Annotated in this window: 16 protein-coding genes; 13 read left to right on the top strand and 3 right to left on the bottom strand. The window is 62.6% G+C overall.

The genetic code is table 11. The annotated features are described in order from the left end of the window. Positions 1–61: 61 nt before the first annotated feature. The 3 genes from VWZ81_RS06490 to miaA form a co-directional block, all read right to left on the bottom strand. On the bottom strand, positions 62–1,732 hold the full coding sequence (locus VWZ81_RS06490) for an ABC transporter substrate-binding protein (RefSeq protein WP_416542342.1): 1,671 nt from the start codon (positions 1,730–1,732) through the stop codon (positions 62–64). A gap of 410 nt (positions 1,733–2,142) precedes the next feature. After that, positions 2,143–2,967: an AraC family transcriptional regulator gene (locus VWZ81_RS06485; protein ID WP_340545438.1), complete on the bottom strand. Its 825-nt coding sequence runs from the start codon at positions 2,965–2,967 to the stop codon at positions 2,143–2,145. Between the two features lie 306 nt (positions 2,968–3,273). Next, a complete protein-coding gene (gene miaA, locus VWZ81_RS06480) occupies positions 3,274–4,146 on the bottom strand; it encodes a tRNA (adenosine(37)-N6)-dimethylallyltransferase MiaA (RefSeq protein ID WP_416542341.1) in 873 nt (290 codons plus the stop codon). 146 nt (positions 4,147–4,292) lie between these two features. On the opposite strand from miaA, the gene pyrH reads away from it, so the two are divergent. The 13 genes from pyrH to lpxB all read left to right on the top strand — a co-directional run bounded on the left by pyrH (position 4,293) and on the right by lpxB (position 16,819). After that, positions 4,293–5,042 (top strand): UMP kinase, encoded by a 750-nt coding sequence (gene pyrH, locus VWZ81_RS06475; RefSeq protein WP_340545440.1) that lies wholly within the window; start codon positions 4,293–4,295, stop codon positions 5,040–5,042. A gap of 275 nt (positions 5,043–5,317) precedes the next feature. Continuing rightward, the gene (frr, locus tag VWZ81_RS06470) at positions 5,318–5,881 is read left to right on the top strand and encodes a ribosome recycling factor (RefSeq protein ID WP_340545441.1); all 564 of its coding nucleotides are present in this window, start codon (positions 5,318–5,320) and stop codon (positions 5,879–5,881) included. Positions 5,882–5,890: 9 nt separating this feature from the next. Next, positions 5,891–6,649 (top strand): isoprenyl transferase, encoded by a 759-nt coding sequence (locus tag VWZ81_RS06465; RefSeq protein ID WP_416536039.1) that lies wholly within the window; start codon positions 5,891–5,893, stop codon positions 6,647–6,649. Beyond that, a complete protein-coding gene (locus VWZ81_RS06460) occupies positions 6,646–7,437 on the top strand; it encodes a phosphatidate cytidylyltransferase (RefSeq protein ID WP_260103190.1) in 792 nt (263 codons plus the stop codon). The genes VWZ81_RS06465 and VWZ81_RS06460 overlap by 4 nt, the downstream gene beginning before the upstream one ends. Continuing rightward, the gene (gene dxr, locus VWZ81_RS06455; protein WP_416542340.1) at positions 7,437–8,609 is read left to right on the top strand and encodes a 1-deoxy-D-xylulose-5-phosphate reductoisomerase; all 1,173 of its coding nucleotides are present in this window, start codon (positions 7,437–7,439) and stop codon (positions 8,607–8,609) included. Before VWZ81_RS06460 ends, dxr begins: the two co-directional genes overlap by 1 nt. Before the next feature lie 4 nt (positions 8,610–8,613). Continuing rightward, positions 8,614–9,963, top strand: coding sequence for an RIP metalloprotease RseP (rseP, locus tag VWZ81_RS06450; RefSeq protein ID WP_340545445.1), 1,350 nt, complete (start codon positions 8,614–8,616; stop codon positions 9,961–9,963). Positions 9,964–10,151: 188 nt separating this feature from the next. Then, entirely contained in the window at positions 10,152–10,277 is a 126-nt protein-coding gene (locus tag VWZ81_RS06445; RefSeq protein ID WP_340545446.1) for a hypothetical protein, read from the top strand. A 125-nt stretch (positions 10,278–10,402) separates the two neighbouring features. Then, on the top strand, positions 10,403–12,799 hold the full coding sequence (bamA, locus tag VWZ81_RS06440; protein WP_340545447.1) for an outer membrane protein assembly factor BamA: 2,397 nt from the start codon (positions 10,403–10,405) through the stop codon (positions 12,797–12,799). Positions 12,800–12,804: 5 nt separating this feature from the next. After that, positions 12,805–13,455: an OmpH family outer membrane protein gene (locus tag VWZ81_RS06435; protein WP_340545448.1), complete on the top strand. Its 651-nt coding sequence runs from the start codon at positions 12,805–12,807 to the stop codon at positions 13,453–13,455. Between the two features lie 137 nt (positions 13,456–13,592). Beyond that, positions 13,593–14,057, top strand: a complete 465-nt coding sequence (gene fabZ / locus VWZ81_RS06430) for a 3-hydroxyacyl-ACP dehydratase FabZ (protein ID WP_340545449.1) — start codon at positions 13,593–13,595, stop codon at positions 14,055–14,057. A gap of 5 nt (positions 14,058–14,062) precedes the next feature. After that, positions 14,063–14,848: an acyl-ACP--UDP-N-acetylglucosamine O-acyltransferase gene (lpxA, locus tag VWZ81_RS06425; RefSeq protein WP_340545450.1), complete on the top strand. Its 786-nt coding sequence runs from the start codon at positions 14,063–14,065 to the stop codon at positions 14,846–14,848. 4 nt (positions 14,849–14,852) lie between these two features. Further along, positions 14,853–15,641: an LpxI family protein gene (locus VWZ81_RS06420; RefSeq protein WP_416542339.1), complete on the top strand. Its 789-nt coding sequence runs from the start codon at positions 14,853–14,855 to the stop codon at positions 15,639–15,641. Then, positions 15,638–16,819, top strand: a complete 1,182-nt coding sequence (gene lpxB, locus VWZ81_RS06415; protein WP_416542338.1) for a lipid-A-disaccharide synthase — start codon at positions 15,638–15,640, stop codon at positions 16,817–16,819. Before VWZ81_RS06420 ends, lpxB begins: the two co-directional genes overlap by 4 nt. The last annotated feature ends 42 nt before the right edge of the window (positions 16,820–16,861 follow it).

Raw genomic sequence — 16,861 nt, 5'->3', positions numbered from 1 at the left:
AGCGTTTTCTTGCGGCCAGAAGCTTTGGGCCGCGCCGTGCGGCGCGGCCCGCTGTGTCAGATCAGGCCTTGAAAGCCCATTTGTAGATCTGGGGCAGATCGGCGATGTGCTTGTCGACGCCGACCACATTGTCGGTGTGGTGGCGGATGGCGGTCCGCCAGAAGGGCTGGATGGTAACGCCTTCGTCAATCATGATGGCCTGTAGCTTGGCCATGACTTCGCGCCGCTTATCGACATCTGCAAGTGCGTTGGCTTCGGCCAGCAGGCTGTCGAACTCTTCATTCGCAAAACCGGCTTCGTTCCAGGCTTCGCCGGAGCGGTAAGCCAGTCCCAGAACCTGGGTGCCGAGCGGGCGGTGGTTCCAGTTGGTGGAGCTGAACGGGTATTTCGCCCAGTCGTTCCAGAAGGTCGAGCCGGGCAGAATGGTCCGTTTGACCTTGAAGCCCGCGTCACGCAGCTGGGCTGCGACCGCGTCGGTCGTGTTGCGGCGCCAGTCGTCGTCGATGGAGTGCAGCTCGTGCTCATAGTCGAGCATGCCTGCCTCTTCCATCAGCGCCTTGGCCTTGGCCGGGTCAAACGGCAGCCGCGTCACAGTCGGGTCATGTTCGGGGTGCATTGGGCCGACATGGCAGTTGTCTGCCGGAATGCCATAGCCGGACATGCCCAGTTCAAGGCAGACGGTGTTGTCCACCGCCATGGCAATCGCCTGGCGCACGCGCTTGTCGGCATAAGGCTTGGTGCCGTTGACCTCGGTCAGCTGGTTGGGGCGGATCACGATGGTGAAGCCGGAGGCGATTTCCGAGCGGTTCAGGCCGATGCCGTCAAAGATATCGACGTATTCCCCCACGGATTCCCAGTTCATATCAATTTCTTCGGCCTCATAGGCCGCCAGGAACGACGCCGGATCGGTGCCGTAATCAATGAATTCGATCCGGTCCAGATAGCCGCCTTTGCCCGCTGCGGTGCCCCACCATTCGTGGTCTTCGTTGCGTACGAGGACGCCTTTCACGCCGACTTCCATCGACTCAGGCAGCATGTAGCCGGTGCCGATGGGGTTCTCCAGCATGGTGTCGCCGGTATGGCTGGAATGGGTGATCTGCGCGGGATAATCAGCCATCCCCGGAATGATGGTGATGTCCGGAGTGTTGGTTTTCAGCAGCACGGTATGGCTGTCGACAACGGTGATGGCGCCTTCGGCGGCTTGGCCGGTCTCCGCGTCGATCAGCGACGCCATACGGCCTGCCATCGAGTTGCCCTCGACGCTCTTGTCGCACCAGCCGGTGATGTTGCGGGCCACGTCCTCTGCGGTGAAATCGTCGCCATTGTTCCACTTCACCCCTTTGCGGACATGCAGGGTGAACTCGGTCGCGTTTTCGTTGACGTCCCAGCTTTCCAGCAGCAGCGGCTCAAAGGAGCCATCGCTGTTGTATTCAACCAGGAATTCCAGCCAGCCGGAGGTAAAGGTTGCGATCTGCGCCCAGTCATAGGTGCGCGGATCCTTCAGGGCGCGCACTTCCATCTGCATGCGCAGGGTGCCGCCGGTCTGTTCATGACCTGCGGCCTGAACAGGGGCGTCAAGCCCAAGGAGGCCGTATGCCGCAGCCGAACTGACGCCAAGCGCGGTGGCGCGGACCATGAATTCGCGTCGATCCATCTTCCCAGCAAGGGTTTCTGTCGCATACATCTTTGCCGCCGGGTGGATATCGGTCCCGGTGATGGTGTCTTTTGTCATGTGGCTCTCCCTGTTGCACCGCAAGTTTTCGCTTTTGGAACGGCGGGCCATCTGAGCTGGCTGGCGCCGTTTGAGGTGCTGTGTTCAAAGATTGTTTCCCCGTCTGATCATTCGGCCCCAGATCGCGGGTTAGGTCAATGTAAGAAGTCGACGTTTCACATGACTTTTGCGACATTGTTGGTGTCGGTTTTGCGTTTTTCCCCAAGGGAGGCCAGTCCGAAAGTTTTAGTACTGGGCATATGTGCACAGTCAGCCGGTAGGCTGCGCGTCTGTCGCCGGGGTGACTCGTGGACGTTTAGCGCGGTCCAGGGGCTGGGGAATTCGGCGCGAGGTGGTGCAGGCGCGCAGGCGCGGCGTCGCTGCGCGCTCGGTGGACACGGTGCGGGGGAGATCTGGTGCGGCCTGATATCTCAGGCGGCGCGTTTCAGCTTTTCGCGCGCCTGTTTGCGCAGACGGCTTGGGGTTTCACCGGTGTGCTGGGTGATGAAGCGGGTGAAATAGGCGGCGCTGCCAAAGCCGAGGGTCGAGGCGATATCGCGCATCGGCAATTCAGAGTTGATCAGCAGGCTGCGCGCCGCGTGCAGCTGGCGCTCGGTCAGCAGGGCGCCCGCCGTCTTGCCGGTTTCGGATTTGCAGACGCGGGTCAGATGTGTCGGCGTCACATTCAGCGCGGCGGCATGATCGGCCATGCTGGCATGTTGGGCATAGCATTCGACGATGCGCCCGCAATAACCCTGAGCCAGCCGCTGGGCAGCGGTGGGTTTGCCGCTGGTGCTGCTGCGTTCCGCCATCAGGCGGCGGATGTGGATTGCGATCAACGTGCCATGGGCCTGCATCGCGCGATACCACAGCGCGGGGCGATCCTGCTGTTCGGCCTGCATGGCCTGGAACATGCTGTTGATCACCGCCTGATCCTGAGCATCGGGGATGCGCAGCGTGTCGGCGGCATCGGGGAAATCCATCGGGGTCGAGGTGGGCACATTCATGACCTGGCCGATGCACTGCCGACCCAGCTCCAGCGACCACAGGGTCCCGGCCGGAACAAAGATGGCGCTGTTGGGGCCAAAGCCACGCTGCTGCCCGTTCAGAAAGACCCGCCCCTGGCCACGGGTGATCCAGATCAGCAGATTTTCGGGGCGGTCATGTGCCAATTCGACCTGCCAAGGCCCATCGGGAGTCAGCTGCGACAGCGGTGCGACTGTGATCTCGCCGATATGGGTGGGGTCAAAAGGCATAGGCTGGTTGATATGTGATGCTCGTATTTTCGGTTGGCGCAAATGGACATGAAAAATTGATTCTGGCAAGTTTTTGCCGAAAAATGCTTAAGGATTTAATAGAATTGCAGGTCTCTGCATGGGGTTTGGGCAACAATGTGCGTATGACGCGCGGTCATCTGGACATTTTGTCCACATCTGTTCCGCGCACCGTGCCGCCGATGTCATTCTGGCCAGCGGACGCGCTATCGACCGGACGCAAGCCGGGGTGCCGGGCAGCGCCAAGGCGGCGTTCAGACGGTGTTTTCGAGGCTGTTCGGACGGCCCTCAGGCCGGACGGTAGGGCGTCCACTGCTTCATTCGCGCGCGGAACCACGTGCGCTGACGTTTGGCAAACTGCCGGGTCGCAACCGAGGCCCGCTCCCGCGCCTCCGCCTCGGTCATCGCGCCCAGGTAATGCGCCATCAGCTCCGGCACGCCAATTGCGCGGCAGGAGGGCAGCGCGGGATCATAGCGATCCTGCATGGCGGCAATCTCCTCCATCGCACCGGCCTCCATCATCGCATCAAAGCGGCGGCGGATGCGCGCTTCGAGCCAGCCCTTGTCGGTGTCAAAAACAATCGCGGTGCAGCGATCCAGCGGCAGCGGCGGCGGCGGTGTTTCGGCCTGCCAGTCGGCCAGGCCGCGACCGGTCGCAGTCAGCACCTCATAGGCGCGCTGCACCCGGGCGCGATTGAGAAGGTCGATCCGCTCAGCCGTCGCGGCATCCAGCGCCGCGCGCATATCCTCAAGCGACAGCAGATCGGCCTGCGCCCGGACCTCGGCCGGGGTGGCAGGGATCTCCGCAAGGCCCTGCGTGAGGGCGCTGAAATAAAGCCCGGTGCCACCGACGATGATCGGACGGGAGCCCTGGTCCAGCAGCGGCAGCACCTCGCGCAGCCAATGCCCGACGGAATAGTCGGCGTCATAAGGCTGGTGGCCATAGAGCAGATGCGGGGCCTGTGCCTCTTCCTCGGGGGAGGGGCGGGCGGTGATCACCCGCCAGCAGTCATAAACCTGACTGGCATCGGCATTGACGATCACGCCGCCCTGAGCTTCGGCGATCTGAAGCGCCAGCGCCGATTTGCCGGAGGCGGTTGGCCCGGCGATCAGCACCGGCTGGTGGGGCGGGATGTCTGGCAGCTGGGTTGCGGTGGTCATGCGGGCGTCCTGTTCTTTGGATGTTCTGCGGCGCGCGGGGCGTTGCTGCGGTGGGGCGTCGAAAAACATCTCAGGCCGCATTGATCCTGCCGCCGATTTGCTTCATTTTGCGCGCAAATTAACCCCGTCATATTCCGGAGCGCAACATGCCCCTTACAAACGATCAGCCGGAGGCCACGCCGGCGGCAACCTATAAACGTGTGATGCTGAAAATCTCAGGCGAGGCGCTGATGGGGGACCAGGGGTTTGGCCTGCATCCGCCGACCGTCCAGCGCATCGCGCAGGAGGTGAAATCCGTGCGAGACATGGGCGTGGAGATCTGCATGGTGATCGGCGGCGGCAATATCTTCCGCGGGTTGTCCGGCTCGGCCCAGGGGATGGAGCGGACAACGGCGGACTACATGGGGATGCTGGCCACGGTGATGAATGCGCTGGCGATGCAGTCGGCGCTGGAAGGTCTGGGTGTCTTTACCCGGGTGATCTCGGCCATTCGCATGGATGAGGTGGCCGAGCCCTACATTCGCCGCCGCGCCGTGCGTCACCTTGAAAAGAAACGGGTCTGCATCTTTGCCGCAGGCACCGGCAACCCCTATTTCACCACCGATACCGCGGCCACGCTGCGCGCCAATGAGATGGCCTGCGAGGCGATCTTTATGGGTAAGAATGGCGTCGATGGTGTCTATGACAAGGATCCCGCGCAGCATGACGACGCGGTGCGTTATGACACCATCAGCTACGACGAGGTTCTGGCCAAGCGGTTGAAGGTGATGGATGCCTCGGCGATTGCGCTGGCGCGCGACAACAACCTGCCGCTGATGGTGTTCCCGCTGGATGAGCCGGGCGGCTTCCGGGGCATTCTGGCGGGCAAGGGGACCTACACGAAGGTTCACGGCTAACCGGGCCGGGGTGGGCGGGGCGCACTTGCCCTTGCCACATGCACAATGAGCCGCGCGCCCGGATCGAGATCCGGCGCGCGGTTTTTTCATGTGGCGCGCGGCGCTGGCGGCGGGTCTTGTGCGGCGGCGGCTGACCGGCTGCGGTGCCGGGCCGTCCCGGAGAAGGGCAGAACCCTGCCTGTGGCCGCTTCAAATCTGCGGCAAGATCGCTATACAACGCCGCACCAATGTCTTATGAGCAATGCAAACACCGCCTCAAGTCAGGGGAGAGCAGAATGTCTGACGATTTTATTCTCGATACCGATGATCTACAGCGCCGCATGGATGGTGCCATGGCCAATCTCAGAACCGAATTCGCGTCGCTGCGGACCGGTCGTGCCTCCGCCTCGATGCTGGAGCCCGTGATGGTGGACGCCTATGGCTCGATGACGCCGATCAACCAGGTTGGCACCGTCAACGTGCCGGAGCCGCGCATGGTCACCATCAACGTCTGGGACAAGGCGCTGGTCGGCAAGGTCGAAAAAGCCATCCGTGAATCCGGTCTGGGCATCAACCCGCAGCTCAATGGCACCATCATCATGCTGCCGATCCCCGAGCTGAACGAAGAACGTCGCCGCGAGCTGACCAAAGTGGCCGGCCAGTATGCCGAGCACGCGCGGGTGTCGATCCGCAATGTGCGCCGCGATGGGATGGACCAGATCAAGAAAGCCAAGGCCGACGGCATGTCCGAGGACGACCAGAAGCTCTGGGAAGGCGAAGTTCAGGAGCTGACCGACAAGATGATTAAGGTTGTCGACGCGGCTCTGGAAACCAAACAAGCCGAAATTATGCAGGTCTGACACCTGCTTATGTCACAGAGCACAGACACCGTCCTGGCGCCGGATGAGAGCGACCCCGCACCGGAACGCGGCCCGAAACATGTTGCCATCATCATGGATGGCAATGGCCGCTGGGCGCAGGCGCGGGGCCGTCCGCGTCTGTTCGGTCACCACGCGGGCGCCAAACGGGTGCGCGAGGTGGTGGAATGCTGCCCCGCGTTGGGGGTGAAATACCTCACCATCTTTGCCTTCTCGACCGAGAACTGGAAGCGCACACAGGTGGAGGTCGCAGGCCTCATGAGCCTGTTCCGCCGCTATATCTCCAAGGAGATGAAAGCGCTGTCGCAGCGCAATGTCCGGGTCCGTTTCATCGGGGACCGGGTGCGGCTGGACAAAAAGCTGGTCGCGCTGATGGACCAGCTGGAGCAGGAGACCGCCTGCAATGACGGTACCCACCTGACCATCGCGCTGAATTATGGCAGCCGTGACGAGGTGGCGCGGGCCACCAAACGGCTGGCCGAGGATGTGGCAGCGGGGCGCCTGAACCCTGCGGATGTGGATGAGGAAACCCTGCCACGTTATCTCGATACCCATGTGTTGCCCGATCCAGATCTGGTCATCCGCACCAGCGGTGAAGCGCGGATCTCCAACTTTCTGCTGTGGCAGTCGGCCTATGCGGAATATGAGTTCATCGACACGCTGTGGCCGGATTTCACCGCCGACGAGATGGACCGGCTGTGCCGCAGCTACGGGCAGCGGGATCGCCGGTTTGGCGCGGTGAAGACATGAGCGCCGCGGGACGTTGGGCCGATCTGATGCCGCGGGTGATCTCCGCCATCGTAATGATCGTCGTGGGGGGCTGGGCCGTGTGGCGCGGGGGCGTGGTGTTTGACCTGCTGATCGCGGCGGCCTGTGGTGGCATGATCTGGGAATTGCTGCGCATGGTGGTGCCTGATCGTCAGGGGCTGGCGCTGCCGCTCGGCGTCCTGTCGATGGGGGCGGTGCTGGCCGCAGCGCTAATGGGCGGCGGCTGGGCGCTTGGCCTGCTGCTGATACCGGCGGTGCTGGGCGCGCTGGCCATCGACATCCGCCGGGGCATTTACATCGGTTTCGCGCTTTGGGTGCTGTTCGCGGCCTATGCGTTCATCTGGATGCGCAGCGCGCTGGGGCTGGATTGGATGATCTGGCTGATCTCGGTTGTGGTGGCCACGGATATTGCGGGCTATTTCGCCGGTAAGACCTTTGGCGGGCCGAAATTCTGGCCGCGTGTCAGCCCGAAGAAAACCTGGTCCGGCACCTCTGCGGGCTGGATCGCGGCCGCAGCTGTTGGTGCGGTCTTTGCGGTGCAGGGCGGGCTTGGCTTTGGCGTCGTGCTGCTCTCTGTGCTGGTCTCCATGGCCAGCCAGGCCGGTGACGTTGCCGAAAGCGCGCTGAAACGCAAGATGGCTGTGAAGGATTCCAGCGGCCTGATCCCGGGCCACGGCGGGCTGTTCGACCGCTTTGACGGTATGCTGGGCGCGGCGGCCATGGTGCTGCTGGTACTCAGCCTGTGGGGTCTGCCCGGCGGGACGATCTGATGCGCAAGATCTCGATTTTCGGGGCCACCGGATCCATTGGTCAGAATACGATTGACCTGATCCGGCGGGCCCCCGGTGACTACAATGTGGTGGCGCTGACCGGTGGCGCCAATATTGCCCAGCTGGCACAGGATGCCAGGGCGCTGCGTGCCGATATCGCCGTGACCGCCTATGATGACAAGCTGCCGGAGCTGCGGGCCGCCCTGGACGGTTCGGGCATCGTGGCGGCCGCCGGGCAGGCGGCGCTGGTCGAGGCGGCGGCGCGGCCTGCGGATTGGGTCATGTCGGCGATTGTCGGCGCGGCCGGCCTTGCTCCGGGGCTCGAGGCGCTGAAGCAGGGCGCGACTCTGGCGCTGGCGAATAAGGAATCGCTGGTTTGCGCCGGAGCGCTGCTGCTGGAGACCGCCCGCAGCCATAATGCGCGGCTCCTGCCCGTGGACAGCGAACATTCGGCGGTGTTTCAGGGGCTGGTCGGTGAAGACATCGCGGCGGTGGAACGTGTGGTGATCACCGCCTCTGGCGGGGCGTTTCGCGACTGGCCGCTGGAGCAGCTGAAGACCGCCACGGTGGCACAGGCCTCCTCGCATCCCAATTGGGACATGGGCCAGCGGATCACTATCGACAGTGCGTCCATGTTCAACAAGGCGCTGGAAGTCATTGAGACCCGTGAGTTTTTTGACGTCGATCCAGACCAGATCGAAGTGGTGGTGCATCCTGAATCCATCGTTCACGCGCTGGTCGGTTTTCGCGACGGTGCGCTGATGGCGCATCTCGGCGCGCCGGATATGCGCCATGCCATTGGTTATGCGCTGCATTGGCCCGAACGGCGCGAGCTGCCGGTGGAGCGGCTGGATCTGGCGCGGCTGGCGCAGCTGACGTTTCGGGCGCCTGATCCCGCGCGCTACCCGGCATTGCGGCTGGCCTATGATGTGATGGCGCGGGGCGGGCTGATGGGGGCGGTGTTCAATGCCGCCAAGGAACGGGCGCTGGATCATTTCATCGCCGGGCGCATCGGCTTTCTGGACATGGCCGAGGTGGTGGCGCGGGTGCTGGATCAATTTGACAGTGCAGATCGCGGGCTAGATGAGGCAATGACACTTGATACGGTGCGCCGGACCGACCATCTCGCCCGGATGGACGCCGACAATGCAATTTTGAAATATGTAAGGTAAGCCCTTGGATCTCGTCTCCTTTCTTCCGCAGTTTGGCGGGTATCTCTATGTGATTGCCAGCTTTGTGGTGGCCCTGTCGGTGATTGTGGCTGTGCATGAATATGGCCATTACATCGTCGGGCGCTGGTCCGGGATCCATGCCGAGGTCTTCTCGCTGGGGTTCGGTCCGGTGCTGTTTTCGCGGGTGGATAAGCGCGGCACCCGCTGGCAGGTGGCGCTGCTGCCGTTTGGTGGCTACGTGAAGTTCCTTGGTGATGCGGATGCGGCCTCGGGCAAGGATAGCGCGGCAATGGCGGATGCGGCGGCTGATCCGGTGGCGCTGCGGCGCACGATGCACGGCGCGCCGCTTTGGGCGCGGGCGGCCACCGTCGCGGCGGGGCCGGTGTTCAACTTCATCATGTCCGCGCTGATTTTTGCCGGTGTTTTCATGGTGCAGGGCACCATGCGCGATCCGCTGACGGTGGAGCGGCTGGTGCCACTGCCGGGGCTGCAAACCGGCCTGCGCGAAGGTGACGCGCTGTTGCAGATCAACGGTGTCGATGTTCCCTCGCTGGAGGATAACACTGCCTTTGCGGCCTTCCGCGATGCGGTGCCGGAACAGCAGCCGCTAACCTATACCGTGCTGCGCGACGGCCAGCAGACCGAGGTCGAGGGACCGTATCCCTGGCCGCCGCATGTGCGTGGCGTGGCACCGCGCAGTGCCGCGTCTGACATCGACCTTCAGCCGGGCGATGTGATCACCGCCGTGGATGGCGCGCCGATCTTTGCCTTTGACCAGCTGAAACGTGCGGTTGAAAGCGCCGAGGGCAAGGTATTGCTGCTGAAGGTCTGGCGCGCTGGCGAAGAGTTCGAGATGGCTCTGGCGCCCCGCCGTGTGGATGAGCCGCAGGCGGATGGTGGCTTTGCCACCCGCTGGCGTATGGGCATTGTCGGTGGTCTGGCGTTTGAGCCTGCGACCGAGAGCCTGGGCCTTGGAGAGGCGCTTGGCGGTGGTGCGGCGCAGGTCTGGGGCGTGGTCGAAATGTCGCTTTCCGGGCTGAAACATATGATCACCGGTGCGATCAGCACCTGCAACCTGTCGGGTCCGATTGGCATTGCCGAGACCTCTGGTGCGATGGCAAGCCAGGGGGCGGCCAGCTTCATTCGGTTTATCGCCGTGCTCTCCACTGCCGTTGGCCTGCTGAACCTGTTCCCGATCCCGGCGCTGGATGGCGGGCATCTGATGTTCTACGCCTATGAGGCGGTGACCGGTAAACCGCCGAATGATGCGGTGATGCGGGTACTGATGGCGGTTGGCATCTCCGCCATCCTCAGCCTGATGATGTTTGCGCTTTTCAACGATATCTTCTGCTAGGCGCTTTCTTGCCGACCGGCCACGATCCGGCTGGTCGGCAGATCCCGCAGCAGCAGGGCGCGCCAAACTGTCGCCACATTCCCCTGTTAATCCTTTGGTAAGCCGCCGGTGGGCAGCGGTGCCGCAGATCGCGGCGCGGTTGTGGCGGATGTGGGATCTTTTTTTAGATAAACGGGAGAGTGGACGCCATGAGCAGCCTGCATATTACCAATACGGGATTGGGTCTTTTTATGCGCCTGAACTGGGACCGCGCCATGTCTGTGGCGACGATTTTGGGAGCGCTGGTGGCTGGGGCCTGGATCGGCAGTCTCTGAGTTTTCAACCTGTTGCAAGCAATCTGGCGCGTGGGGTCCTCCCGCGCGCCTTTTTGTTGTTTTTGACAAGCGCTGATAAACCCGATACGCACGGATTAAGCTGTAAAAAAATCGGGTTTTGACTGATGGTTCGGGGGAAGCACACAGGTAGATCCTGTGGGGGGCGCAAATTAGGTGCCCATATTTTGTATAGAAACGCATCTGCTGTAGCGCTGGCTGTTGCCTTGGGATTTGTCCTGACGCCAGAGTTCGCAGTGGCGCAGAGCTATAGTTTCACAAACGTTCAGGTCGAGGGCAATCAACGCATCCAGACCTCAACAATTGTGGCCTATACCGGCATTGAGCGGGGCAAATCGGTGAGCGCCGGGCAGCTCAACGATGCCTATCAGCGCATTCTGGACAGCGGCGTATTCGAAAGCGTCGAGATTGTTCCGCAGGGCAATACGCTGGTGATCAAGGTCACCGAATTTCCGACCATCAACAAGATCAGCTTTGAAGGCAATCGCCGCATCAAGGACGATGCCATGGCCGAGCTGATCGAATCGGCGCCGCGCCGGGTATTCAACCCCACGGTCGCCGAGCGTGATGCCTCCAATCTGGCCGAAGCCTATGGTGCACAGGGACGTCTGGCCACAACCGTGACACCGCGCATCATCCGGCGCAGCGACAACCGTGTCGATCTGGTGTTCGAAATCTCCGAAGGTGACACCATCGAGGTCGAGCGCGTGTCCTTCATCGGCAACCGCGTCTATTCCGACCGTCGTCTGCGCCGCGTGCTGGAGACCAAACAGGCCGGTCTGCTGCGCACCTTCATCCGCGCCGATACGCTGATCGAGGACCGTCTGGAATTCGACAAGCAGGTGCTGCGCGATTTCTACCTGTCGCGCGGCTATGTTGACGTGCGTATCAACAGCACTAATGCCGAGGTGACCGAAGAACGCGACGCCGCCTTCCTGGTGGTGGATATCAGCGAGGGCCAGAAGTTCGAGTTTGGCGAAATCTCGGTCACCAGCGAGATGTCGGAAGCTGACGCCGATGAGTTCCGCAAGGTTCTGAGGGTCCGCCCCGGGGTAACCTATTCGCCGAGCGTGGTGGAAAATGCCATCCGGCGCCTGGAAACATATGCGATCCGCAAGGGGATTGATTTCCTGCGGGCCGAGCCGCGGATCAGCCGCAATGATCGCGAGTTGACGCTGGATGTGGATTTTGTGCTGACCCGTGGTCCGCGCGTGTTTGTTGAGCGGATCGACATCGAAGGCAACACAACCACGCTGGACCGGGTGATCCGTCAGCAGTTCCGCACCGTCGAGGGCGACCCGTTCAATCCGCGCGAAATCCGCGAAAGCGCTGAACGCATCCGTGCGCTGGGGTTCTTTGAAACCGCCGAGGTGGACGTGCGCGAAGGCAGCAGCGCCGGTGAGGTGGTTGTCGATGTGGACGTCGAGGAAAAGCCAACGGGTGCACTGAGCCTTGGTGGTGCCTACTCGGTCAACGATGGCTTCGGTCTCAGCATCGGCCTGTCGGAGAATAACTTCCTTGGTCGGGGGCAGCGCCTGTCGTTCAACATCTCGACTGCTCAGGACGCCGAGGAATACACGCTTGGCTTCACCGAGCCCTATCTTCTGGGGCGCGACCTGCGTCTCGATCTGGATCTGGGTCTGTCTGAGACGGATTCCAGCTTTGCGCTTTACGACACCAAACGTGCGTTCTTCTCGCCCGCGCTGACCTTCCAAACCTCGGAAAACAGCAGCCTTCAGATCCGGTACACCTGGGATGAGGATGAGATGATCACCCGTGGTGATGATTCCGCCGGGATCCCGCTGGCCGGTCCTGTGGTTCGTAGCGAGATCAACCAGGGTGCGATCAACGCCAGTTCCATCGGCTTTACCTATACTGTTGACAGCCGCCTGAACGGACTGGATCCGAATTCGGGCTATCTGTTCCAGGTTGGGGCCGATTATGCCGGGCTTGGCGGGGATTCTGAATATCTGCGCACCACCGCAAAGATCATCGCCCAGCGTCGTGTCTTCAACGAAGAGGTTACATTGCGGGCAACGATCGAGGCAGGCGCCTTTGCCTGGCAGGGGGATGGCTTCAGCCGCTCCATTGACCGGTTTGTCCTGTCGCCCAATATCCTGCGTGGTTTTGAACCGGGTGGTATCGGTCCACGGGACCAGTCGCCCAATGGCGCAGGCGGGACCTATAACGACTTCCTCGGCGGCAACTATTACGCGGCGGCCCGCTTTGATGCGGAATTCCCGCTGGGCCTGCCGGAAGAGATCGGCCTGCGAGGCGGTCTGTTCTATGATGTGGGCAACCTCTGGGGTCTGAACAATGCCGATACCGGCGCGGCGGGCGGCAATATTGTCGGGCGCGGCGGGTCGTACCGTCATGTGGTCGGCTTCTCGCTGTTGTGGACAACCGGATTTGGCCCTTTGCGGTTCAATTTCTCCAAGGCGCTGAAGAAAGAAGACTTCGACCAGGAGCAGAGCTTTGACCTGACGTTGCAGGCGCGGTTCTGATCGCAATGACACGAGCTGTGGACACACGGCACACGGGGGCGCTGGCTGAGATGCTGGCGCCTTTTGTGCGCGGGCTTGCGATGCTGCCGCTGCTGGTGCTGCCTGCGATGGCGCAGGAGACGGCATTGCCGGGGGCGGGCTTTGCCTTTGGCGAGACATTGCAGCTGGGCGCACCGCAGACCGGGCTGCTGACCATCCAGTCCGAGCGGCTCTATGCCGAGAGCGCCTTTGGTCAGCGTGTTTCCCAGGAACTGGATGCCGAGGGTGCGGTCCTGACGGCCGAAAACCGCCGGATCGAGGCGGAGCTGCGTGCAGAGGAACTTGAGCTGACCGAGCGTCGCAGCAGCATGGATCCTGCGGCGTTTCGCGCGCTGGCCGATGCTTTTGACAAAAAGGTGCAGGAAACCCGTCGTCAACAGGATCAGAAACTGCGCGATATCAACCAGATCGGCGAAGATGCGCGGCGTGATTTCTTCACCGCTTCGCTACCTGTGCTGCAACAGATCATGCTGGAAGCCGGGGCTGGAGCCATTCTGGAACACGCCAGCGTGTTTCTGAGCGCAGATGCCGCGGATGTCACCGATCTGGCGATCGCGCGGGTGAACGAAGTGCTCGGCGACGGGCGTGAGAGCCTGCCCGAGGCCACCGGCGAATAGGCTTACCGCGCCCGGCTGGCGATTGCCTCAGGCGGAGGCAGGGCGCCGACCGTGCAGCCATCGCCGGGTCTGCCGCTTGCCGAAGCTGTGGGCAGTTGCTAGGACATACCTAACATTCAGAAAACGGGGAAACCGCAATGACAACCGAGCTGAAAAGCGCCGACATTCACCTGATCCAGCGGATCCTGCCGCATCGCTATCCGTTTCTGTTGGTCGACAAGGTGGTCGAGATCGACGGCTATTCCTCGGCCTGCGGGATCAAGAACGTCACCATGAACGAGCCGCATTTCCAGGGCCATTTCCCGGGCACGCCGATTATGCCGGGCGTCACCATCGTCGAGGCGATGGCACAGACTGCGGGCGTGATGCTGGGCGTAGGCATGGATATGATCGACACCGAGCTGCTGATCTATTTCATGAACATCGACAAATGCAAATTCCGCCGCAAGGTGATCCCCGGCGATGTGCTGGAGATGCGGGTGGAGACCACACGTGGCAAGCCCGGTGGCAAGATCTTCAAGTTCAAGGGTGTTGCAACCGTCAATGGTGAGACTGCGGCGGAAGCCGAGTTCTCGGCCATGATCGACGTGCAGAAGGATTGACACAGATGACCCGGATCCATCCCAGCGCGGTGGTCGAAGAAGGGGCGAAGATTGGCGCCGATTGCGTCATTGGCCCGTTCTGCCTGATTGGCCCTGAGGTCGTGCTCGGCGACCGGGTTGAGCTGAAATCCCATGTGGTCGTCACCGGAGATACCGAGATCGGAGAGGATACCACGGTGTTCTCCTTTGCCGTGCTGGGCGAGATTCCGCAGGATCTGAAGTTCAAGGGCGAGCGCTGCAAGACCGTGATCGGCAAGCGCAACCGCATCCGAGAGCATGTGACGGTGAATGCCGGCACCGAAGGCGGCGGCGGGATCACGCGGATCGGTGATGACGGCTTGTTTATGGCCGGCTGCCACATCGCCCATGATGCGCAGATCGGAGATCGTGTGATCGTGGTGAATTCCGCTGCGGTTGCGGGCCACTGCGTGCTGGAAGATGACGTCATCATCGGCGGCCTGTCCGGCATTCACCAATGGGTGCGCATCGGTCACGGCGCCATTGTCGGCGCGGTCACCATGGTGACCAATGATGTGATTCCCTACGGGCTGGTGCAGGCGCCGCGCGGTGAGCTGGACGGGCTGAACCTTGTCGGCCTGAAACGCCGGGGCGTGCAGCGTGCGGATATCACCGCGCTGCGGGCGGCCTTTCAGATGCTGGCCCAGGGCGAGGGCACGTTTCAGGAGCGCGCGCGCCGTCTTGGCGCAGAGAGCGACAGCGAATACGTGCAGGAAATCGTTGATTTCATTACCGGCGAGAGTGACCGCTCTTTCCTGACGCCGGGAGGCTGAGACCATGCTGGCATTGATTGCAGGGCAGGGCGCACTGCCTGCCGAACTGGCCGCGCGCCTGTCCGACCGGCCACTGGTCTGTGCCATGCGCGGCTCCGAGCCCGATCACATTGAGCCGGAGCTGACCTTTCGCCTGGAACAGCTCGGCAGCTTTATCACGCGCCTGTCGGCCAGCGGCGTGCGCGAGATCTGCCTGGCGGGCGCAGTGCGCCGCCCGGCCATTGATCCATCGCAGATTGATGCCGAGACCATGCCGCTGGTTCCGATTCTGCAGGGGGCGATTGCCGCAGGTGACGACGGGGCGTTGCGCGCCATCATCGGCCTTTTTGAGCAGGCGGGCATGTGCGTGCGCGCCGCCCATGAGGTGGCACCGGATCTGGTGATGGCCGAGGGCATCCCGACCGAGGTGCAGCCCGGCGAATTGGACCGGCGCGATGCAGAACGCGGCGCAGAGGTTGTCGAGGCCATGTGCCGCGCCGATGTCGGCCAGTCCTGCGCGGTGCGGCGCGGACAGGCGATTGCGGTCGAGAACCTCTTTGGCACCGACTGGATGCTGACGGCGTTGCAGAACCGGCCTGACGGCACCGGAGGTCTGCTGTTCAAGGCGCCCAAACCCGGACAGGACCGCCGCGCGGATCTGCCCACGATCGGCGTGCAGACGGTTGAGCTGGCGGCCAAGGCTGGGCTGTCGGGGATCGTGCTGGAGGCAGGCGGTGTTATCGTGCTTGATCAGGATGAGGTGGTGGCCACCTGCAATCGGCTCGGGCTGTTTCTCTGGCTGCGCAGCGCATGAGCCTACGGGTGTTCATCCTCGCAGGCGAGCCTTCTGGGGACCGCCTTGGCGGTGCGCTGATGGCAGGTCTGCGGCAGCTGCGCCCGGATATCATCTTTGAGGGGGTTGGCGGCGCGCTGATGGCTGAACAGGGCCTAAAGTCGCGCTTCGATATGTCGGAGCTGTCGGTCATGGGGCTGGCCGAGGTGCTGCCGAAATACCGTCAGCTGAAGCGCCGCATTCGCGAAACCGCAGAGGCGGTTCTGGACATGAAGCCGGATGTGATGATCACCATCGACAGCCCGGATTTCTCCCTACGGGTCGCCGCATTGGTGAAAGAAGCCAGCAGTATTCGCACGGTACATTATGTGGCGCCATCGGTCTGGGCCTGGCGCCCCAAGCGGGCCGAAAAAATGGCCCGGGTCATCGATCATGTGCTGGCGCTGCTGCCGTTTGAGCCGCCCTATATGGAAGCGGCTGGCATGGAGTGCGATTTCGTTGGCCACCCCGTTGTGGGGGAGCCACAGGCCACGGCGGAGGAGATTGCCGCCTTTCGCAGCCAGTACCAGCTGGAGGAGGCGCCCTGCATTCTGGCGCTGCCGGGATCGCGGCGCTCTGAGGTGACACGTCTGGCGCCGGTATTCGGTGCGGCCCTGAAACAGTTTCAGGACAGCCATCCCGAATACCGGATCGTGGTGCCGGCCGCAGCTCCGGTTGCCGATCTGGTGCGCAGCCATCTTGCGGAATGGTCGGATACCGCGGTGGTGATCGACCCCAATACGCTGGACGGTGAGGTGGCCAAGGCGCATAAACGCGCGGCTTTTGCGGCGGCGGATCTGGCGCTTGCGGCTTCTGGTACGGTCTCGCTGGAGCTGGCGGCGGCGCGCACCCCAATGGTGATTGCCTATAAGTTTCAGTGGCTCACCTGGCATATCATGCGGCGCATGGCGTTGATTGACACCGTCACGCTGGTCAATCTGGTCAGCGATACACGCGTGGTGCCGGAATGCCTCGGCCCTGAGTGTACGCCGGAGGCTATCGCCAAGGCGCTGATCAAGGTCAAGGCGGCGCCTACCGCGCAATCCTCTGCCATGGCAATCACGATGGAGCGGCTGGGCGAGGGGGGCGAAGACCCCGGTCTGCGCGCGGCCCGCGCAGTGTTGGATCGTCTGTCTGCGCAGGCCTCCGCCGTCTCCTGAAGCCTGCCGGATGCAGAGCCTCCGGCAGGTGGCCTCTCGTAG

The organism is Phaeobacter sp. JH20_34, from assembly GCF_048056095.1.
In the GTDB taxonomy this organism is placed as follows: Bacteria; Pseudomonadota; Alphaproteobacteria; order Rhodobacterales; family Rhodobacteraceae; genus Phaeobacter; species Phaeobacter bryozoorum.
Note: the sequence above shows the minus strand (reverse complement) of the source record. Positions and strands in the feature narration are given on the sequence as shown.